The sequence below is a fragment of the Massilia sp. PWRC2 genome (assembly GCF_049896725.1).
Lineage (GTDB): Bacteria > Pseudomonadota > Gammaproteobacteria > Burkholderiales > Burkholderiaceae_D > JAFCUW01.
Genome location: NZ_JAFCUW010000001.1, coordinates 243,859 through 260,591, shown reverse-complemented (window position 1 = coordinate 260,591; position 16,733 = coordinate 243,859). Strand labels below are relative to the sequence as shown.

Annotated in this window: 13 protein-coding genes; 12 read left to right on the top strand and 1 reads right to left on the bottom strand. The window is 65.5% G+C overall.

Annotated features, from left to right (window positions below):
• Nucleotides 1–40: 40 nt before the first annotated feature.
• The 5 genes from ACP7BZ_RS01180 (at nucleotide 41) to ACP7BZ_RS01160 (ending at nucleotide 5,804) form a co-directional block, all read left to right on the top strand.
• On the top strand, nucleotides 41–778 hold the full coding sequence (locus tag ACP7BZ_RS01180) for an SDR family oxidoreductase (RefSeq protein WP_426110496.1): 738 nt from the start codon (nucleotides 41–43) through the stop codon (nucleotides 776–778).
• 274 nt (nucleotides 779–1,052) lie between these two features.
• Nucleotides 1,053–3,311, top strand: a complete 2,259-nt coding sequence (locus ACP7BZ_RS01175) for a GNVR domain-containing protein (protein ID WP_426109813.1) — start codon at nucleotides 1,053–1,055, stop codon at nucleotides 3,309–3,311.
• 192 nt (nucleotides 3,312–3,503) lie between these two features.
• A complete protein-coding gene (locus ACP7BZ_RS01170; RefSeq protein WP_426109812.1) occupies nucleotides 3,504–4,031 on the top strand; it encodes a CHRD domain-containing protein in 528 nt (175 codons plus the stop codon).
• 403 nt (nucleotides 4,032–4,434) lie between these two features.
• Nucleotides 4,435–4,869 carry a hypothetical protein gene (locus ACP7BZ_RS01165; protein WP_426109811.1) on the top strand — a complete coding sequence of 145 codons (435 nt, stop codon included), beginning with the start codon at nucleotides 4,435–4,437 and terminating at the stop codon, nucleotides 4,867–4,869.
• Nucleotides 4,870–4,898: 29 nt separating this feature from the next.
• A complete protein-coding gene (locus tag ACP7BZ_RS01160) occupies nucleotides 4,899–5,804 on the top strand; it encodes a pyridoxal-phosphate dependent enzyme (RefSeq protein ID WP_426110494.1) in 906 nt (301 codons plus the stop codon).
• A 37-nt stretch (nucleotides 5,805–5,841) separates the two neighbouring features.
• Here the strand turns inward: ACP7BZ_RS01160 and ACP7BZ_RS01155 are convergent, their stop codons facing one another.
• On the bottom strand, nucleotides 5,842–7,029 hold the full coding sequence (locus ACP7BZ_RS01155) for a dienelactone hydrolase family protein (RefSeq protein WP_426109810.1): 1,188 nt from the start codon (nucleotides 7,027–7,029) through the stop codon (nucleotides 5,842–5,844).
• A gap of 272 nt (nucleotides 7,030–7,301) precedes the next feature.
• Here ACP7BZ_RS01155 and ACP7BZ_RS01150 point away from each other — a divergent pair, with 272 nt between their 5' ends.
• From ACP7BZ_RS01150 to ACP7BZ_RS01120, 7 genes are all read left to right on the top strand, one after another.
• The gene (locus ACP7BZ_RS01150) at nucleotides 7,302–8,954 is read left to right on the top strand and encodes an MFS transporter (protein WP_426109809.1); all 1,653 of its coding nucleotides are present in this window, start codon (nucleotides 7,302–7,304) and stop codon (nucleotides 8,952–8,954) included.
• 1 nt (nucleotide 8,955) lies between these two features.
• Complete coding sequence (locus ACP7BZ_RS01145) at nucleotides 8,956–10,044, top strand: HlyD family secretion protein (protein ID WP_426109808.1); 1,089 nt, start codon at nucleotides 8,956–8,958, stop codon at nucleotides 10,042–10,044.
• A 20-nt stretch (nucleotides 10,045–10,064) separates the two neighbouring features.
• A complete protein-coding gene (locus ACP7BZ_RS01140) occupies nucleotides 10,065–11,474 on the top strand; it encodes an efflux transporter outer membrane subunit (protein ID WP_426109807.1) in 1,410 nt (469 codons plus the stop codon).
• A 110-nt stretch (nucleotides 11,475–11,584) separates the two neighbouring features.
• Nucleotides 11,585–13,351: a methyl-accepting chemotaxis protein gene (locus tag ACP7BZ_RS01135; RefSeq protein ID WP_426109806.1), complete on the top strand. Its 1,767-nt coding sequence runs from the start codon at nucleotides 11,585–11,587 to the stop codon at nucleotides 13,349–13,351.
• Between the two features lie 46 nt (nucleotides 13,352–13,397).
• Nucleotides 13,398–14,021, top strand: coding sequence for a tRNA-uridine aminocarboxypropyltransferase (locus ACP7BZ_RS01130; RefSeq protein ID WP_426109805.1), 624 nt, complete (start codon nucleotides 13,398–13,400; stop codon nucleotides 14,019–14,021).
• A gap of 147 nt (nucleotides 14,022–14,168) precedes the next feature.
• Complete coding sequence (locus ACP7BZ_RS01125) at nucleotides 14,169–15,365, top strand: hypothetical protein (RefSeq protein WP_426109804.1); 1,197 nt, start codon at nucleotides 14,169–14,171, stop codon at nucleotides 15,363–15,365.
• Nucleotides 15,366–15,491: 126 nt separating this feature from the next.
• Complete coding sequence (locus tag ACP7BZ_RS01120; RefSeq protein WP_426110492.1) at nucleotides 15,492–16,733, top strand: PA0069 family radical SAM protein; 1,242 nt, start codon at nucleotides 15,492–15,494, stop codon at nucleotides 16,731–16,733.

The window sequence follows — 16,733 nt, the reverse complement described above, 5'->3', positions numbered from 1 at the left end:
GATAGACTGGCTGTCTGAATTAACTCAGCAGGGAAACATGATGATCAAGGCAATTGTTACCGGGCACTCCAAGGGCTTGGGCGCCGCTCTCGCTGCTGATTTGCTGGAGCGGGGTATGGCGGTGCTGGGTATCGCCCGCGGCGCCAGCGGGCAGACCGGCGCGCCCGGCATGACCGAGGTGTCGCTCGACCTGGCCGACAGCGCCGCGCTGGCGTTCTGGCTGGGCGGCGACAGCCTGCGCAACTGGCTGGCCGATGCTGATACCGTGCTGCTGATTAATAATGCGGGCACCGTGCTGCCGGTAGGCCCGCTCTCTGCCCAGGACCCGCTGGCGGTGGCACGCGCGGTCGCCGTCAACGTGGCCGCGCCCCTGATGCTGTCGGCGGCGATGGTGCAGGCGATGCGGCCGGGCGCCGCTGGCCGCATCGTCCACATCAGCAGCGGCGCCGGCCGCAATGCCTACCCCGGCTGGAGCGTGTATTGCGCCACCAAGGCCGCGCTCGACCTGCACGCCAGCGCCGCCGCCCAGGACGCCAACGGCGACCTGCGCATCGTCAGCCTGGCGCCAGGGGTCATCGATACCGACATGCAGGGACAGATCCGCGCCACTGCCATCGAACATTTTCCATTGCGCCAACGCTTCGATGCTCTCAAGCAGGCCGGCGAGCTGGCGGCGCCAGCACGGGTCGCGCGCCAGCTGGTGGATTATCTGATGAGCAAAGACTTTGGCCGCGATCCCATCGCTGACTTGCGCCAGCTGAAAGCCGTTCGCAACTGAGTGCGTGCTGCGTACCGATCGCCCGATGGTTACGCAGCACGAACGGCCGCCGCCGTCACGCCCATGCACGTCGCCTGGAGTCATCAGGCAGCCCCAACTTCAATGAACGTCGGCCTACTGTCGCGATATCTGTGCAGGCCGTGTTCGTTTGCGCGAGCGCAAACGGAGCACGAGCCAAGGGCATAGCGTGAGGTCTGTAGCACCTGGACCTGCCCACGCTGAACACCACTGGCTGCGCCCGGGGCCTTGTGACGTTCACGTAGGGATACCAACCATGAGATTCTCCTCGGCACCCGATGAGCGCAGCGCGCACGACCGGCCGCCACAGCGTGAACGCCGGCGTGCCCGCACAGGCGTGGTGCTGACTGGCTCGTCGGCTGACGATGAGAGCGAACTGGCCGCGTACCTCAATCTGCTGGTCGATCACTGGCGCCTGCTGGCGCTCGTGTGCGGCACGACGGTGCTGGTGGCGCTGCTGTTTGCGCTATTGTTGCCGCCCGTGTTCGAGGCGAGCATGCTGATCTACGTGGAGGAGGCGACGCCATCGAATTCGCGTAACGCCCTCAACGATGTCGCTTCCATGTTCGATACCAAGCAAGCGGCCAGCGCCGAAATGGAGTTGCTGCGCTCGCGTGCCGTCCTCGGTCCCACCGTCGAGCGCCTTGGACTGGCCATCGAGGCGCGACCTGACCAGCCGGCTGTGCTGACAGCGCTGGCGGCGCTGCAGCGTGTGCTGGGCCCGGGCCTGTTCGGCACGCCAGCGGCCATCGAGGTCGCCCAGCTCGAGCTGCCGGCGGCCTGGAGCGGCCGCCCGCTGCGCTTGACGGCGCAGGGCGGCGGCACCTTCGCGGTGCTTGAACCGCGCAGCGGCGTGCTGGCGCAAGGCCGGGTCGGGCAACGCCTCACGGTCAGCACGGCAGACGGCACCCTGGCGCTCAAGGTGGCACAGCTCGACGGTGCGGCCGGCAGCGCCTTTGTGCTGGGGCGGCTGTCGTCCATGGCCGCCATTGCTGCCTTGCGGCGCGACCTCAAAATTAGCGAGCAGGGCCGGCAATCGGGCATCATCGAAGTCAAGTTCGAGGCTGAGGCGCCGGCCACTGCCTACGCCGTGTTGCGCGAAGTGGGGCGCCAGTACCTTGCGCAAAACCTGCGCCACAAGAGCGAGGAAGCGGAAAAATCGCTGGCGTTTCTGGATGCGCAACTGCCCAAGCTGAAAGCCAATCTGGAACGGGCTGAGAGCGACTACAACAATTTCCGGCGCACCCACGGCAGCGTCGACTTCGTCGAAGATTCCAAGCTGAGCCTGATGCAGGCGGTTGCCGCGCAAACCCGCCGCAGCGAGCTCGAGCAGCGCCGCACCGAACTGCTGACCCGCTTTACCAGCCGTCACCCGATGGTCATTGCGGTGACGGGGCAGATCGCCGACCTCGATCGGCAGCAGGCCAGCGTCGCCGCGCACATGAAGCAATTGCCCCTGCTCGAGCAGGAAGCGGGGCGGCTGGGTCGGGACATCAAGATCAATACCGATCTTTACACGGCGCTGGCCAACACGGCCCAGCAATTGCGCATTGTCGCTGTTGGCAAGGTCGGCAATGTCCGCCTGGTCGATGTGCCCATGGTCGACGAGGACGCGGTGCGACCGCATCGCAAGACCATCGTCGCCTGCGGCGCCGTGCTCGGGGTGCTGGCGGGACTGGCGGCCGTGCTGCTGCGTAAAAATTTCAGTGGCAGCGTCGATGATCCCTTGCGCATCGAGGCCTTGCTCGGTGCCAGGGTGGTGTCGGCCAGCATTCCGCACAGTACTGCGCAGGCCCGCCTTGCCAGGCGGGCGGCGCGCCACGGCACGGCGGCCCTGCTGGCGCGCGAACAGAGCGCCGACGGCGCCGTCGAAGCCTTGCGCAGCTTTCGCGCCGCCTTGCGTTTTTTACTGCCGCAATTTAAGAACAACGTGATCATGTTCGCCGGGCCCACCAGTGGCGTAGGGAAGTCATTTATCTCAGCAAATTTTGCGCTGGTGCTCGCTGCCAGTGGCAAGCGGGTACTGCTCATCGATGCCGATCTGCGCAATGGCTGCGTGCACCAGGTGTTCGGGGTGGCGCGCGGCGACGGCCTGTTCGAAGCGGCCAGCGGCGCCGTGCAGTCAGCCCGCACACCGGTGCGTCAAGTCTGTAGCAATCTCGATTTGTTGACCACCGGCAGCCCAAGTGGCGCGCGCGCGGATCCCATGTTGCCCGTCGACATAGGCGCGCTGCTCGAATCCTTGCGCGTTCACTACGATCTGGTGCTGGTCGACTCGCCGCCCGTGCTGGCGCTGGCCGATCCACTCGTCATTGGCAGCCATGCGGGTGCCGTGTTCCTGGTCGTGCGGTCGGGCAAAAGTACGGCGCGCGAAATCGCGGACGCCGTCAAACGGCTCAACGGCGCAGGCATCGCGCCGGCCGGTATCGTCTTCAATGACGTCAAGCCGCGTCTGTCGTACTACGGCTACAACTATGTGCAGCGGTATGGCGGGCAACTGGAGTTTGCCCAGTAGTTTGTGACGCCAGCGCCATCATGAAACGGTGTTTGAATCGGTTTATTGCAACATAGCCATTGTGCAGTGCGCGCTCGGGGTGGACGCCGATGTACTATCGGGTTGTAATAAGGCGTTGTAATATCTATATCTGATTGCGGTCACGATTGCATTCGCAAAATTCATACTAATAACTATTTTGGAGAACCACCCATGAACAAGAAGACATCCCGGGCCACCGTCACCTTCGTTGCCGCCATTGCCGCGATTGGCGCACTGGTCTCGATGACCGGCTGCGCGTCGATGAAAAATGAGGGCGCAGCCCCCATGGCGGTGGAAAAAACGGCAACTGCCATCGATCCGACGCCGATGCCTGCGGGCACGCCCGCGATGGCAACGTCCAACATGATGCTCAGCGGAGCCCAGGAGGTACCTGCCAATTCGTCGATGGCGACCGGCAAAAGCATGGTGCGCATTGGCGCCGACATGACCGTGACCGGCTCGATTGAAGTGATGGGCATGACGCCCACCGCTGCCCACATCCACGAAGCGGCAGCCGGCGCCAACGGCCCCGTCATCGTGCCATTCGCCAAGACGGGTGCCAACAGTTTTGCCCCACCGCTGGGCGCGCGGCTGACCGAGGCGCAATACGCCAGCTACAAAGCGGGCAAGCTGTATATCAATGTGCATAGCGCGCAGTTCCCGAATGGTGAAATTCGGCTGCAAATGTCGCCCAAATAAGCTGGCGTAACCTGCGATCGGGGAAGTGGTGCCAGCGCCTGTCGCCTGGCGGCGGCCTTCGCTGCGCTCGTTGGGGCACACGCACGCGGCGCCGCCTGTGCGCGTCGCCGCGGTCGCTGCATCCGTCCCTGCGGCGGCGCTGGGGCCACGTCGCTTGCAGGAGCGTTGATACGCTGGTGCGCTGACGCACCGCATCGGTCCCTGCGCCGGCGCTGGCGTCACTTCGCTCGCAGGAGCGCTGCTACGCTAGTGTGCGGGCGCACCGCATCGCTGCAACCGCTGCATCGCTGCACCGCCGGGTCGCCGTGCCGTACCACCCTGCGCCAGTGTCTCTGGCAGCGTCGCTGCCCGCACCGCGCTGCAACGGTGGTAAAATTTTTCTCCCGTCCTCACCACTGCTGCAATGTCGCCAGCTCAACCGATTCCGATTCGCACCGAGTGCCCGCCCGGCGCCTGCGTGTGCGAGCGCGAGCGCCTCGATGCGCCCGGCGCCGACCGGCGCATCCTGATGCTCACGCGCGAGGAAGAAAAAAAGTTGCTGGCAAAAATCGACGCGCTGACGACGTATGACGACTTGTGCCGCCTCGAGCGGCGCCTTGCCGATTTGCTCGGCATTACCTTGCGGATCGCACCCGGCCCCAACGAAGTGCGCACGGTGCGCGGCTTTCAGATTGAACTGGCGGCCCAGCCTGGCCTGTGCCGCAAGACCCGCCAGGCGATTCCCGCAGCGCTGCGCCGCTGCCTCGACCAGCACCCGGAGATGGCCTTTGCCATTCTCGACGCCCATGACCTGTTTGCCCAGGCCGATCCCATTTTTTTGCCACCACGCACCCCATGACCTTGCCCGCGCCCGACCAGTTCCCATCGCTGCCCCTGTACATCGCCACGCCACTGCTTGAAGGCGCCGCCATGGCGCGCCCCGGCCGGGCCGTCTGGCTGAAGATGGAAGCACTGCAGCCGGCCGGCTCGTTCAAGAACCGCGGCATCGGCCACGCCTGCGCCACCCATGCCGCGCGCGGCGCACAGCGCTTCGTCGCCTCATCGGGCGGCAACGCCGGCATCGCCTGCGCCTACGCCGGCCGTAAGCTGGGCATTGCGGTGACGGTGGTGGTGCCGCAAACGGCCTCGGCCCGTGCGATCGAGCTGATCCGGCGCGAGGGCGCCGAGGTGATCGTCCACGGCGCCTCGTTTCAGGAAGCCAATGAGTACGCGCAGTCGCAGCTCACTGCCAGCGATGCCTTCATTCACCCGTTCGACGATCCCTTGTTGTGGGAAGGTCACGCCAGCATGATTGACGAGGTGGCGGCCAGCGGTCTGCGTCCGGACGCCGTGGTGCTGTCGGTCGGCGGCGGCGGTTTGCTGGTGGGTGTCGTCGAAGGCTTGCGCCGGCACGGCTGGCATGACGTTCCCGTGCTTGCCGTCGAAACGGCGGGCGCCGCTTCGCTCGCCGCTGCCATGGCAGCAAAGGCGCTGGTGACCTTGCCGGCAATTACCAGCATCGCCACCTCGCTGGGTGCGAGAACAGTGGCGCAGGCGGCATTCGACGCCACGCTCTCCCATCCTGTGCGCAGCGTGGTGGTGAGCGACGCTGACGCGGTGGCGGCCTGCCTGCGGTTTCTCGACGATCAACGGCTGGTGGTCGAACCGGCCTGCGGCGCCGCGCTGGCGGTCGCCTACGATGGCGCTGCGCTCACCGCGTTCAGTACGGTGCTGGTGATTGTCTGCGGCGGCGTGACGGCGACGGTGGCGCAACTGCAGCGCTGGGGTGCCTGAGGGCAGGGCCGGCTGACCCTGCTGGCTCGCTGGCGAATCAGTGGGCGGCGCCGGCGCCGCCACCGACCGTCGCGCTGTCGGCCTTGCCGCCCGCGGTGGCGGCACCGGTAGTACCGGCAACTGCCAGGGTCATCGCGCGCTGCATGCGGTCATCATCGTCGCGCCACACCACATTGTTGTCCACTGAATACAGGCGGCAGCGCTGCCCCCCTTTTGCTTCGCAGGTGGCCAGCGCCCGCAGGTCCGGATCTTCGCCATCTTCAGCCCAGCACCAGGCGCCGTTGGCCGACAGCGCAAACGCCCGCGGACTTTGCTTGCCGAGGTAGTCGCGGTAGGCCGAGCGGCCCGCTTCGTGCAGGAAGGGCACGGCATCGACGTCGTCGAGTAGCGCAAAGTCAGTTTTCGGTAGCCCCGGCGCCGGCGCCACGGCATACAGCTCGGTGGTGGGCATGCCTATGCGGCGCAGAAACTGCTCGGTCTCGCGCCACCAGATTTTTTCGCCGTCGCGGCTACCGATCAGGCCGTGCGCGTCGCGCCGGAAGGCGGCGTACTCGACCAGGGTGGCCTCGCCACCGGCTCGCACATAGGCATCATGCATGCGGGTCACCAGTTCCGGATTGAACAGCGAATCGTTTTCGCCATACAGCCACAAGGACGGCAGGGTGCTGGCGCCGCCGTAGGTGGCCATCGCCCGCACCAGCTCGCTACGCCAGTCACAGCGCTCGGTGTTGTCGCGCAAGCCACCGGCAAAATTGATCAAGCCACGCACGCCAGTGGTCGTCTGCGCTCCCATGGCGAGGGTGGCCAGGCCGCCATACGACTGGCCAGCCACCACCATGCGCCCGCTGTCGATCCAGCTTTGGGAACGGGCAAAGGCGAGGGTATCGCGCACATCGCTGGCCTGACCGAGGCCGTTGGCCGTCATATTGCAGCCGTATTCCACATACGTGCCGCTGGAACCGGCAAAACCGCGCCGCATCGGCACCATCACTGCATAGCCGCGCTTGACGAAGGCCGTTGCCATATAAATAAAACGGTCGCGCGCCTGCTGGCGCGGGGCGCCGGCGTCCTTGCCGTGGTTGATGATGATCAGCGGAAAGGGACCGGGCCCATCGGGAAGAAACACGGTGGTTTGCAGCCGCGCATGGCCGCCTTTTCCAGCCGGCACCTGAACGATGTGTTCGTTAAGGCGATAATCGAGCAGTTGCACATGTTCAGCAGCCAACGTCGGCAGCAAAGTCAGGCAGACAATGCAGCCCAGTGTGCTGTTGCGAACAGATGGAAGAAGGCGAAGCATAGGAACATGGACACCGAGCTGAATTGAATTTCCGGGTGGAATAATTTAATTCTAAGCAGCGCATATTTCCATAGCAATACACAATTGATAATACTCCTAAGTAATTTTTCGTGCGTTGGCAGAACAATACAACGTGACGACTGACACCACTTGCGGGATTCCTTAACGGGGCAGAGAATGATTCACCATGGATAATTGCCATGAATAAATATGCCGTCGTCGAATGGGCGCCCGACGAAAAGCCGATGATGCCGGGCTCGCCGTCGACGCCCAATCATCCAAGCTGGTTGCGCATCTGCTATCTGCTGGTGGGCATCCTGGTCAGCCTCACGGGTGGTCTTGGCAATGCGCTGGTATCGGTCAACCTGGTCGCCCTGCAGGGCAGTCTGGCCGCCTACGCCACCGAGACGGCGTGGCTGCCGGCCGCCTATGTGATGACCAATGTGTCGATGAATTTACTGCTGGTGAAATTTCGCCAGCAGTTTGGCCTGCGCCTGTTCACCGAATTTTTCCTGGTGGTGTACGCGCTGGTGACGTTTGCCCACCTGTTTGTCCACGACCTGTATTCGGCGATTGCCGTGCGCGCCGCCCACGGCATGGTGGGGGCGGCACTGTCGACCCTGGGCCTGTATTACATCTTGCAGGCGTTTCCCAAAGTCATACGCCTGCGCGGCATGGTGGTGGCGGTGGGGGTGTCGCAACTGGCCTTGCCGATGGCGTATATATTTTCCAGCGACCTGCTCGAATTTGCCGAGTGGCGCGGCCTGTACCTGTTTGAACTGGGCTTGACCCTGGTGGCGCTCGGTTGCGTGCTGATGCTCAAGCTGCCGCCCGGCGACCGCGTCAAAACGTTCGAAAAACTCGATTTCGTCACCTTCGGCCTGTTCGCCCCCGGCATGGCGCTGCTGTGCGCGGCGCTGACCTTCGGCCGCCTGCTGTGGTGGTTTGAAACGCCGTGGCTGGGCTGGGCGCTGGCCGCCGCGATCGTGCTGCTGGCCGCCGCCATCTGCGTCGAGCACAACCGCGCGCGGCCGCTCCTCAACACCCGCTGGCTGGCCAGCGCCGACATTGTGCGGCTGGTGCTGTCGATGATCCTCATTCGCGTGGTGTTATCCGAGCAGGGCACCGGCGCAGTGGGCTTTTTTCGCGCGGTGGGGCTGGTCAACGACCAGATGCAGACCTTGTTCATGATCGTACTGGGGGCCACCGTGGCCGGTATTTTGACCAGCGCCGCCACCCTATCGCTCAAGCACCTGACCGCGCCGGTGGTGCTGGCGCTGCTACTGATGGCGACCGGTGCCTGGTTCGATGCCCACGCCAGTAGCGCCACGCGCCCCGAGCAGATGTACTTGAGCCAGGCCCTGCTCGCTTTCGGCGGCGCGTTTTTCATCGGTCCTTCGCTCATTGCCCTGATCGGCGGGGTGATCGCCAACCCCTCGAACCTGATCAGTTTTTCCGTGATTTTCGGCCTCAGCCAGAATGTCGGCGGCCTGATTGGCTCGGCCGTGCTGGGCACCTTCCAGATTGCCCGTGAAAAATTCCATTCGAGCGTGCTGGTCGAGCATCTCAGTTCGCTCGACCCGCAAGTGACAGCGCGCCTTGCTGCTGGCGCTGCCGCCTACGCGCGCCTGGTGCCCGACCCCGCCGCCCGCAGCGGCCGCAGCCTGGCGGCGCTGTCGGCCACCGCCACCCGCGAAGCGAACGTGCTGGCTTACAACGACGTGTTTCTGCTCATTTGCGTGATCGCGCTGGCCACCGCCAGCTGGATTTTCCTGCACGCGGCCTGGCTGCACTTCACCACCCCGGCGCCACTGGCGGCGCCGGCCACCACCCCTGAACCTGTAACGGACTGACATGAAAGCTCCTCTTCCTCCCGAAACCGCGCGCCGCAAGGTTCTCTTTAGCGCCCTCATTTTCGGCAGCATCGCCGTCGTCGGCGCGCTGGTGGTGCTGTATGCCTGGAACTTGCCGCCGTTTCACAGCACCATGCAAAGCACGGAAAACGCCCTGGTGCGCGGTCAGGTAACGATGATCAGCCCGCAGTTGTCGGGCTATGTCACCGAAGTGGCCGTGCAGGATTTTCAGCCGGTGCGGCAGGGCGCCCTGATCATGCGGCTCGATGACCGTATCTACCGCCAGCGGGTCGACCAGGCGCGCGCCCAGCTGGCAGCGGCCAAGGCGGCGCTGGCCAATTCGGCCAACGCCCGCGGCAGTGCTGAAGCGACCATCCGCCAGAGCGAAGCGGCGGTCGCCAACGCCGACGCCCAGGCGGCGCGCGCCGCTGCCGACGCCCGCCGTGTCGAAGAGCTCGCCGCCGACGGCTCGCTGTCGGCGCGCGAACGCGATCAAACCCGCGCCGCCCAGGCGCAAAGCGTGGCCGGCGGCGCCCAGGCGCGCGCCGCACTCGAGATCGCCCGCCAGAGCCTGCAAACGGTGAGCACCAGCCGCGGCTCGCTGGAAGCGGCGGTGGCCGGTGCCGAAGCGGCGCTCAAGCTCGCCGACATCGATCTGTCGAACACCAGCGTGCTGGCGCCGCGCGACGGCCAGCTGGGCCAGGTGACGGTGCGCCAGGGCGCTTACGTTAACGCCGGTGCCCAGGTGACCGCCATCGTGCCGACCCAACTGTGGGTGATCGCCAACCTGAAGGAGACACAAATGGCGATGGTGGCAGTCGGCCAGAGCGCCAGCCTGAGCATCGATGCCCTCAATAACGCCAGCCTGAAGGGCCATGTCGAGCGTATTTCGCCGGCCACCGGTTCCGAGTTTTCCGTGCTGGCGCCGGACAATGCCACCGGCAACTATGTCAAGATCGCCCAGCGCATTCCGGTGCGCATCAGCATCGACCCGCAGCAGCCGCTGGCCGCCGCGCTGCGCCCGGGGATGTCGGTGGTGGCCAATATCGATACCGCTGTGCGGCCCGCCGCCAGCGCTGGTCAGCGATGAGCGCGCCGCGCTGGAGGGATGTGCTCGCCTGGCCCGCAGTCCTGCTCGCACTCGCCGCTTGCACGCCCCTCAACACGGCGCCGCCGCCACCGTCGCAGCTCGACATTCCAGATAGTTTTCGCAGCGCCGCTGCGCCGGACCCGGCCCATGCGGCTGCCCCTGAGACGATCTGGTGGCAAGCCTTTGGCGACCCGGTACTGGCCCAGCTGGTGGCGCGGGCGCTCGCGCAAAGTGCCGATGTAGAGCTTGCAATTGCCCGTCTACAGGAATTCGAAGCGCGCATCCGCCTGGCTGACAGCGCCGGCTCGCCCACCCTCAATGCCGGCGTGTCGCCGGCGCGCGCGCGCGCCATCGGCGCTTTCGGCACGCCGGTCGAAGCCACTTCGCTGGCCGGCAACCTGCAAGCGAGTTACGAGCTCGATCTGTTTGGCAAAAATGCGCGCGCGCTGACGGCGGCGCGCGCCGATCTGCGCACGGCGCAGGCACTGGCGGCGGCCACCGCGCTGTCGGTGGCGGCGACCACCGCCTCCGGCTACCTCAACCTGCGCGGGCTGGACGCCCAGCTGGCGCTGGCCAGGGCCACCCTGGTATCGCGCGAACGCTCGCTGGCGCTGGCCAAGCGCCAGTTCGAGGTCGGCTACAGTTCGCGCCTCGACTGGTCGCAGGCGCAGGCCGAATACCATGTCACCGCGGCCGCGGTGCCGCAGCTCGAACGCAGCATCGCCCAGCAGGAAAATGCCTTGAGCGTGCTGATTGGCACCAGTGTCGGCAGCGCTGCCGCCGTGATTGCCCGCGGCGCCCCGCTCGAGCAACTGGCGGCGCCGGTGATTGCCGCCGGTCTGCCGTCCAGTCTGCTGCGGCGGCGTCCCGACATTGTCCAGGCCGAGCTGGCCATGGTGGCGGCCGACGCCAGCCTGGCCGCCGCGCGTGACCAGATGCTGCCCAGCGTGCGGCTCAATGCCTCGACCGGCTTGCAAGCCTATTCGCTGACCCAGTTGCTCAACGCCCCTTACCTGTTGTGGAGCGTGGGCGGCAGCATCCTCGCGCCGGTGCTCGATGGCGGCCGCCTGCAGGCGCAGGCCGACATCGTCGCCTCCAGCCGCGACCGCGCCATCCTCAGTTACGCCAGCGTGGTGCGCAATGCCTTTGCCGACAGCGACAACGCCCTGACTGCCGTGCACCGTCTTGATGAGCAACTGGCCGAAACGGTGCAGCGCCAGCAGGCGGCGGCCGAGGTGCTGCGCGTGGCCCACAACCGCTATGCGAATGGCTATGCGTCTTACCTGGAAGAACTCGATGCCCAGCGCAACACCTTCGCCGCCGACCAGGCCGTGCTGCAGCTGCGCGCGGCCGTGCTGGCGGCGCGGGTTGACCTGTTCCGCGCCCTTGGCGGCGGCTGGCAATCGAGCCTGCAAAGCCCGCCGTCGTGAGCGCGAATGTCACAACCGTGATGAAAAAGCCTTGATTTAATGCAACAATTTGGTGCGCGACGGTGATTTACTGCTACCATAAAGTTTCTTTAGACCAATCTCGTCGCGCCATGAAAAATCTCAATATCGGCCTGCGCCTGTCGCTCAGCTTTGCTGCCGTGCTCGCTTTGCTCATTTGCGTGAGCATCTATGCCATGGTGCGGATGGACCACGCCAGCGCGCTGACGGGCGAGCTGGTGCGTGATCAGGTACGCAATGAACGCCTGATGAATGAATGGCAGCAGGTGGTCGAAGTCAATGCGGCGCGCACCTCCACGGCCTACCTGGCGGGCGACAACGAGGACCAGGCCGCAGTCGAAGCGCAAATGAAGGCGTCGTCCGCGCGCGCCACCGAAGTGCAAAACAAGCTCACCGAAGTGCTCGACCAGCCGGCCGGAAAAGCCCGCCTGGCGGAGGTCCTGTCGACCCGCGTCAGTTACACCAGTGCGCGCGCGCGGGTGTTCAAGGAAAAGGCCGCTGGCAACCTCGACGCGGCCAAGCAAATCTACACCACCGAGATGGTGGGCAAGCGCAGCGCCTACCTGGCAGCGTTGAACAAGATGGCGGTCGAGCAGCGCCGCGAAGTCGACGACACCGCCGTCGCCATCCGTGCGCAGTACGAAAGCGCGCGCACGATGATGATCGCCCTGAGCGCCCTGGCGGTGCTCATTGGCGCGGCGTTCGCCGTGCTGATCACCCGCGCCATCACGATTCCCCTGCGCGCAGCGGTGCGGGTGGCCGAAACGGTGTCGGCGGGCGACCTCACCAGTGTCATCACGGTGTCCAGCGGCGACGAAACGGGGCAGCTGATGGCCGCCTTGAAAACCATGAACGACAGCCTGGTGCGCATCGTCGGCGAGGTACGCGAGGGCACGGAAACGATCGCCACGGCGTCCAGTGAAATCGCCGCCGGCAACATGGATTTGTCGGGCCGCACCGAACAGCAGGCCAGCGCGCTCGAACAAACCGCCTCGTCGATGGAAGAATTGACCTCGACCGTCAAGTTCAACGCCGACAATGCGCGCCAGGCCAACCAGCTGGCCATTACCGCCTCCGAAGTGGCCAGCCGCGGCGGCGCGGTGGTGTCGCAGGTGGTCGCCACCATGGGGTCGATCAATGAATCGTCGCGCAAGATTGTCGACATTATCAGTGTCATCGATGGCATTGCTTTTCAAACCAACATCCTGGCGCTCAATGCCGCCGTCGAAGCTGCCAGAGCGGGCGAGCAGGGCCGCGGTTTTGCCGTGGTCGCTTCCGAGGTGCGCAACCTGGCCCAGCGCTCGGCCGCGGCCGCCAAGGAAATCAAGACCTTGATTGGCGACTCGGTCGACAAGGTCGACGCCGGCTCGCGCCTGGTCAATCAGGCCGGCCAGACCATGGACGAAGTGGTGACCAGCATCACCCGCGTGACCGACATCATGAACGAGATCACCACCGCCAGCGAAGAACAGCGCGAGGGTATCGAGCAAGTCAATATGGCGATCACCCAGATGGACTCGGTGACCCAGCAGAACGCCGCTCTGGTCGAACAGGCAGCGGCAGCGGCCGGCTCCATGCAGGAGCAGGCGGCGCGGCTGACGGCGGTGGTGGGGGTGTTCAAGCTGCACACGATGGCGGCTTCGGCGCGCGCGACCACGACCATTGCTGCGGCCGCGCTGGCGCGCGCGGTGCCAGCCAAGCCCGTCGCAGCAGCGCCGCGCGCAGCATTGGCGAGCACGCCGGCGGCACGCAAGCGAGCCGCAGCATCAACATCGCCATCAGCATCAGCATCAGCATCAGCATCTCCATCAACACCGGCCTCATCGTCGGCATCGAAGGATGAATGGGAAGAGTTTTAAGGGCAGCGCCATTGCGCCCGGCAGCGCCGCTGGGTATGCTGCGCCGATGCCCAATCTGATCGCCTCACCGCCTGCGCGCGCCATCTGCGCCACCTGCGCGCGTGCGCAGACGAGCTGCATCTGTCGCTGGATCGCCGCCGTGCCCTTCGACACCAGCCTGTTAATCTTGCAGCATCCGCTCGAAGTGGCCAACGCCAAGGGCAGCGCCCGTTTGCTACACCTGTGCATTCCCGGCAGTGTCATCCTCACTGGCGAGACCTTTGACGGGGCGCTGCTCGACGCGCACCTCTATGCCGACGGCCGCACGCCCTGCCTGCTCTATCCGGGCGACGGCGACGCCACCACGACCGGCGCCGGCGTGCCGCCCAGCGCGCTGCGCCTGGTGCTGCTCGATGGCACCTGGCGCAAGAGCCGCAAGATGCTGCACCTCAATCCCCAGCTGGCCGTCTTGCCGCGCCTGGCGCTGCGCGATATGCCGCCTTCGCACTACCGCATCCGCAAGGCGCATGCGCCCGACCAGTTGTCGAGCTTCGAAGCTGCTGCCTATGCCTTGCGCAGCCTGCACGGGGGCGCCGCCGATGGGGCCGATGCGGCGCTGGCGCGCCTGCTGGCCGCCTTCGATGGCTTCGTCGACCAGCAGGCCGGCTACGCCGCACGCAACGCCCCTTAAAATTTCCTAAACTCATTGCTGCTAGCATAGTAACAGCGGCAATGCTTGAGCATGATCAGGCCCCGTGCCGATAGCGCCAAGCCGCCTCGCATGAGCCGCTACCATCGTCTCGCAGCTCCCTGATTTTTCACGAATGCGAGGATCAACATGAACAAAGCTCTGTGGGTGGCTGGCGCGCTGGCGTCGGCCTGCTTGATGGCCGGTGCTGGCCTGGCCAAGGCGGCGCCCGACCCGGGACCGGTCAGTAAAGCCAACACCATGTCGCAACTGTTACCCAATACCTACTGGACGGCGGCCCGCTTCAAGGCCGCCAAGCCGCTGGCGCTGCCGCTGGCGGCACCCGGTCAGCGCCACCAAAGCCTGGCGCCACCGTCGACTGCCAAGCCGCAGTCGAGCGATGCCGGCCTGCCCACCCTTGAACTGAACGCACCTGCACAAACGCTGTACGCGCCGCCCGATCAGCATGGCTCCACGGCTGGCCCGAGCGGCGGCCCCGTGCACAGTGCTGTTGAGGCGTCGCTGCAAGCGACCCCCACCGCTGCCGGCAGCTTCGGTGCCTATTACACCAGCAGCCGCGTGTTCCCCCTGTTCACCGGTGCAGCCGCACCGTTCTCCGCCGACCGCGCTTTCCCTTACCGCACGGTGGGCACCCTGTTCTTTTCGATCAATGGCTTGCCCTACCTGTGTTCGGCGTCAGTGATCCAGCGCCGGGTGGTCGCCACCGCCGGCCACTGCGTCCATTCGGGCAATCTGGCGACCGGCTTCTACAGCGATTTTGTCTTCGTGCCAGCCTACCGCGACGGCGTGGCGCCGTTCAAGGCGTGGAACTGGCGCTTCGTCAGCACCACTTATACCTGGGCCACCGGTAACGACGAAGTGCCCAATGCGGCCGATTACGCCATGATCGAATTTGACGACCAGCCCATTGCCAGCGGCGGGCCCGCCGTCAAGCTGGGCAGCGTCACGGGCTGGCTGGGCTGGCAAACCAACAGCCTGCTGCCGAACCACACCTCCAAGCTCGGTTATCCGTGCAACCTCGACGATTGCCAAAAAATGCAGGTCGTCGCCAGCGCCAGCTTCCAGGCCACCGAGCCGAACAACGTCGAATACGGTTCCGATGCGCGCGGCGGCTCCAGTGGCGGGCCGTGGGTGCAAAACTTCCAGCTTGTGCAAACGGGTGGCGGCAGCGGCATCCAGGCCGCCAGCAACCGCGTGGTCGGCGTCACCTCGTATGGTTATGTGAGCGAAGAGCCGAAAGTGCAGGGCGCCTCCATCCTCGACGCCCGCTGGGTGCAGCTGTTCCGTACCGTGTGCGGCGCCCGCAACGGCAATTGCAGCAATTGAGGCTGGTCGCGTAGCGCGCTTGAATTCGGTCGCGGGCAGGGGTACCACACTGTATAAATGTACAGTGTGGAGCAAGAAGTGGCCGATCAGCGAGAGCGTAGCGTAGAGCCCGTCTACGAGCAGGTGATGCTGCCACCGCGCCCCCTGGTCGCACGCAAGGGGCGTGGTGCGGTATCGAATGTGCAGGGGCGCTTCGAGGTTGATGCGCGCGAGCGGGTCGATGATGGCTGGGGCGACGGCGGTGATGGATGGCACGCAGGTGAGCACGCAGGTGAGCACGCAGGTGAGCACCCTGGTGAGCACGCACGCACTGACGGGTGCCGTGACGACGGCCACGGCAACGGCAACGACCGCGACAACGGCGCCGACGCGGCGGCGCCGCTGCCGACCATCGTCACCGAGGAATTTGCCAAAACCATTTTCAGCAGGAATACTTCGCCCGACGTTCCTTTTAATGTCTCCATCAATCCCTACCGGGGTTGCGAGCACGGTTGCATCTATTGCTTTGCGCGTCCTTCGCACAGTTATCTTGGCTTGTCGCCGGGGCTCGATTTTGAAACCCGGCTGTTCGCCAAGGTCAATGGCGCCGACCTGTTACGCCGCGAGCTGGCCCATCCCGCGTATGTGGCGCAATCGATCGCGCTGGGTGTCAACACCGATGCATATCAGCCGTGCGAACGGTCGCTGCGGCTGACGCGCCAGTTGCTCGACGTCTTGCGCGAATGCGCGCACCCGGTTGGCCTGATCACCAAGTCCTCGCTGATCGAGCGCGATATCGACATCCTGGCGCCAATGGCACAACGGCGGCTGGCCATGGCTGCCATTACCCTGACCACGCTCGACCCGGCCATTGCGCGCACGCTCGAGCCGCGCGCGGCCAGCCCGGCGCGCCGTCTGCGCACCATCCGCACGCTGGTCGATGCCGGCATCGCCTGCAGTGTCAGCGTGGCGCCCATCATTCCTTTTGTCACTGAGCCGGAGATCGAACAGATCCTGCAGGCGGCTGCACAGGCCGGCGCCAGCGGCGCCCATTACACCGTGCTGCGCCTGCCATGGGAAGTCAACACCCTGTTCCAGCAGTGGCTGCAGGCGCATTTTCCCGAGCGCGCCCAGCGCGTGATGAACCGCGTCCGTGAGATGCGTGGCGGCAAAGATTACGACGCCGACTTCGCCACCCGCATGCATGGCGAGGGCGTCTGGGCCGACTTGATTCGCCAGCGCTTTACCCGCGCCGCCGCCCGCTATGGCTTGAGCGTCAATGGCCGCCGCCATGAGCAGCTCGACTGTTCGCAATTTGTGCGGCCACGAGTGGTGCCGGCGGCAGCCAGGGCAGCAGGCAAGGGCGGCGCGCAGCTCGACCTGTTCTAA

Bases quoted from the DNA above. Each gene is read 5' to 3' on its own strand.
- ACP7BZ_RS01170 (WP_426109812.1), top strand. From the start codon at position 3,504: ATGAACAAGAAGACATCCCGGGCCACCGTCACCTTCGTTGCCGCCATT.
- ACP7BZ_RS01120 (WP_426110492.1), top strand. From the start codon at position 15,492: ATGCTGCCACCGCGCCCCCTGGTCGCACGCAAGGGGCGTGGTGCGGTA.
- ACP7BZ_RS01125 (WP_426109804.1), top strand. From the start codon at position 14,169: ATGAACAAAGCTCTGTGGGTGGCTGGCGCGCTGGCGTCGGCCTGCTTG.
- ACP7BZ_RS01130 (WP_426109805.1), top strand. From the start codon at position 13,398: ATGCCCAATCTGATCGCCTCACCGCCTGCGCGCGCCATCTGCGCCACC.
- ACP7BZ_RS01150 (WP_426109809.1), top strand. From the start codon at position 7,302: ATGAATAAATATGCCGTCGTCGAATGGGCGCCCGACGAAAAGCCGATG.
- ACP7BZ_RS01165 (WP_426109811.1), top strand. From the start codon at position 4,435: ATGTCGCCAGCTCAACCGATTCCGATTCGCACCGAGTGCCCGCCCGGC.
- ACP7BZ_RS01145 (WP_426109808.1), top strand. From the start codon at position 8,956: ATGAAAGCTCCTCTTCCTCCCGAAACCGCGCGCCGCAAGGTTCTCTTT.
- ACP7BZ_RS01175 (WP_426109813.1), top strand. From the start codon at position 1,053: ATGAGATTCTCCTCGGCACCCGATGAGCGCAGCGCGCACGACCGGCCG.
- ACP7BZ_RS01135 (WP_426109806.1), top strand. From the start codon at position 11,585: ATGAAAAATCTCAATATCGGCCTGCGCCTGTCGCTCAGCTTTGCTGCC.
- ACP7BZ_RS01180 (WP_426110496.1), top strand. From the start codon at position 41: ATGATCAAGGCAATTGTTACCGGGCACTCCAAGGGCTTGGGCGCCGCT.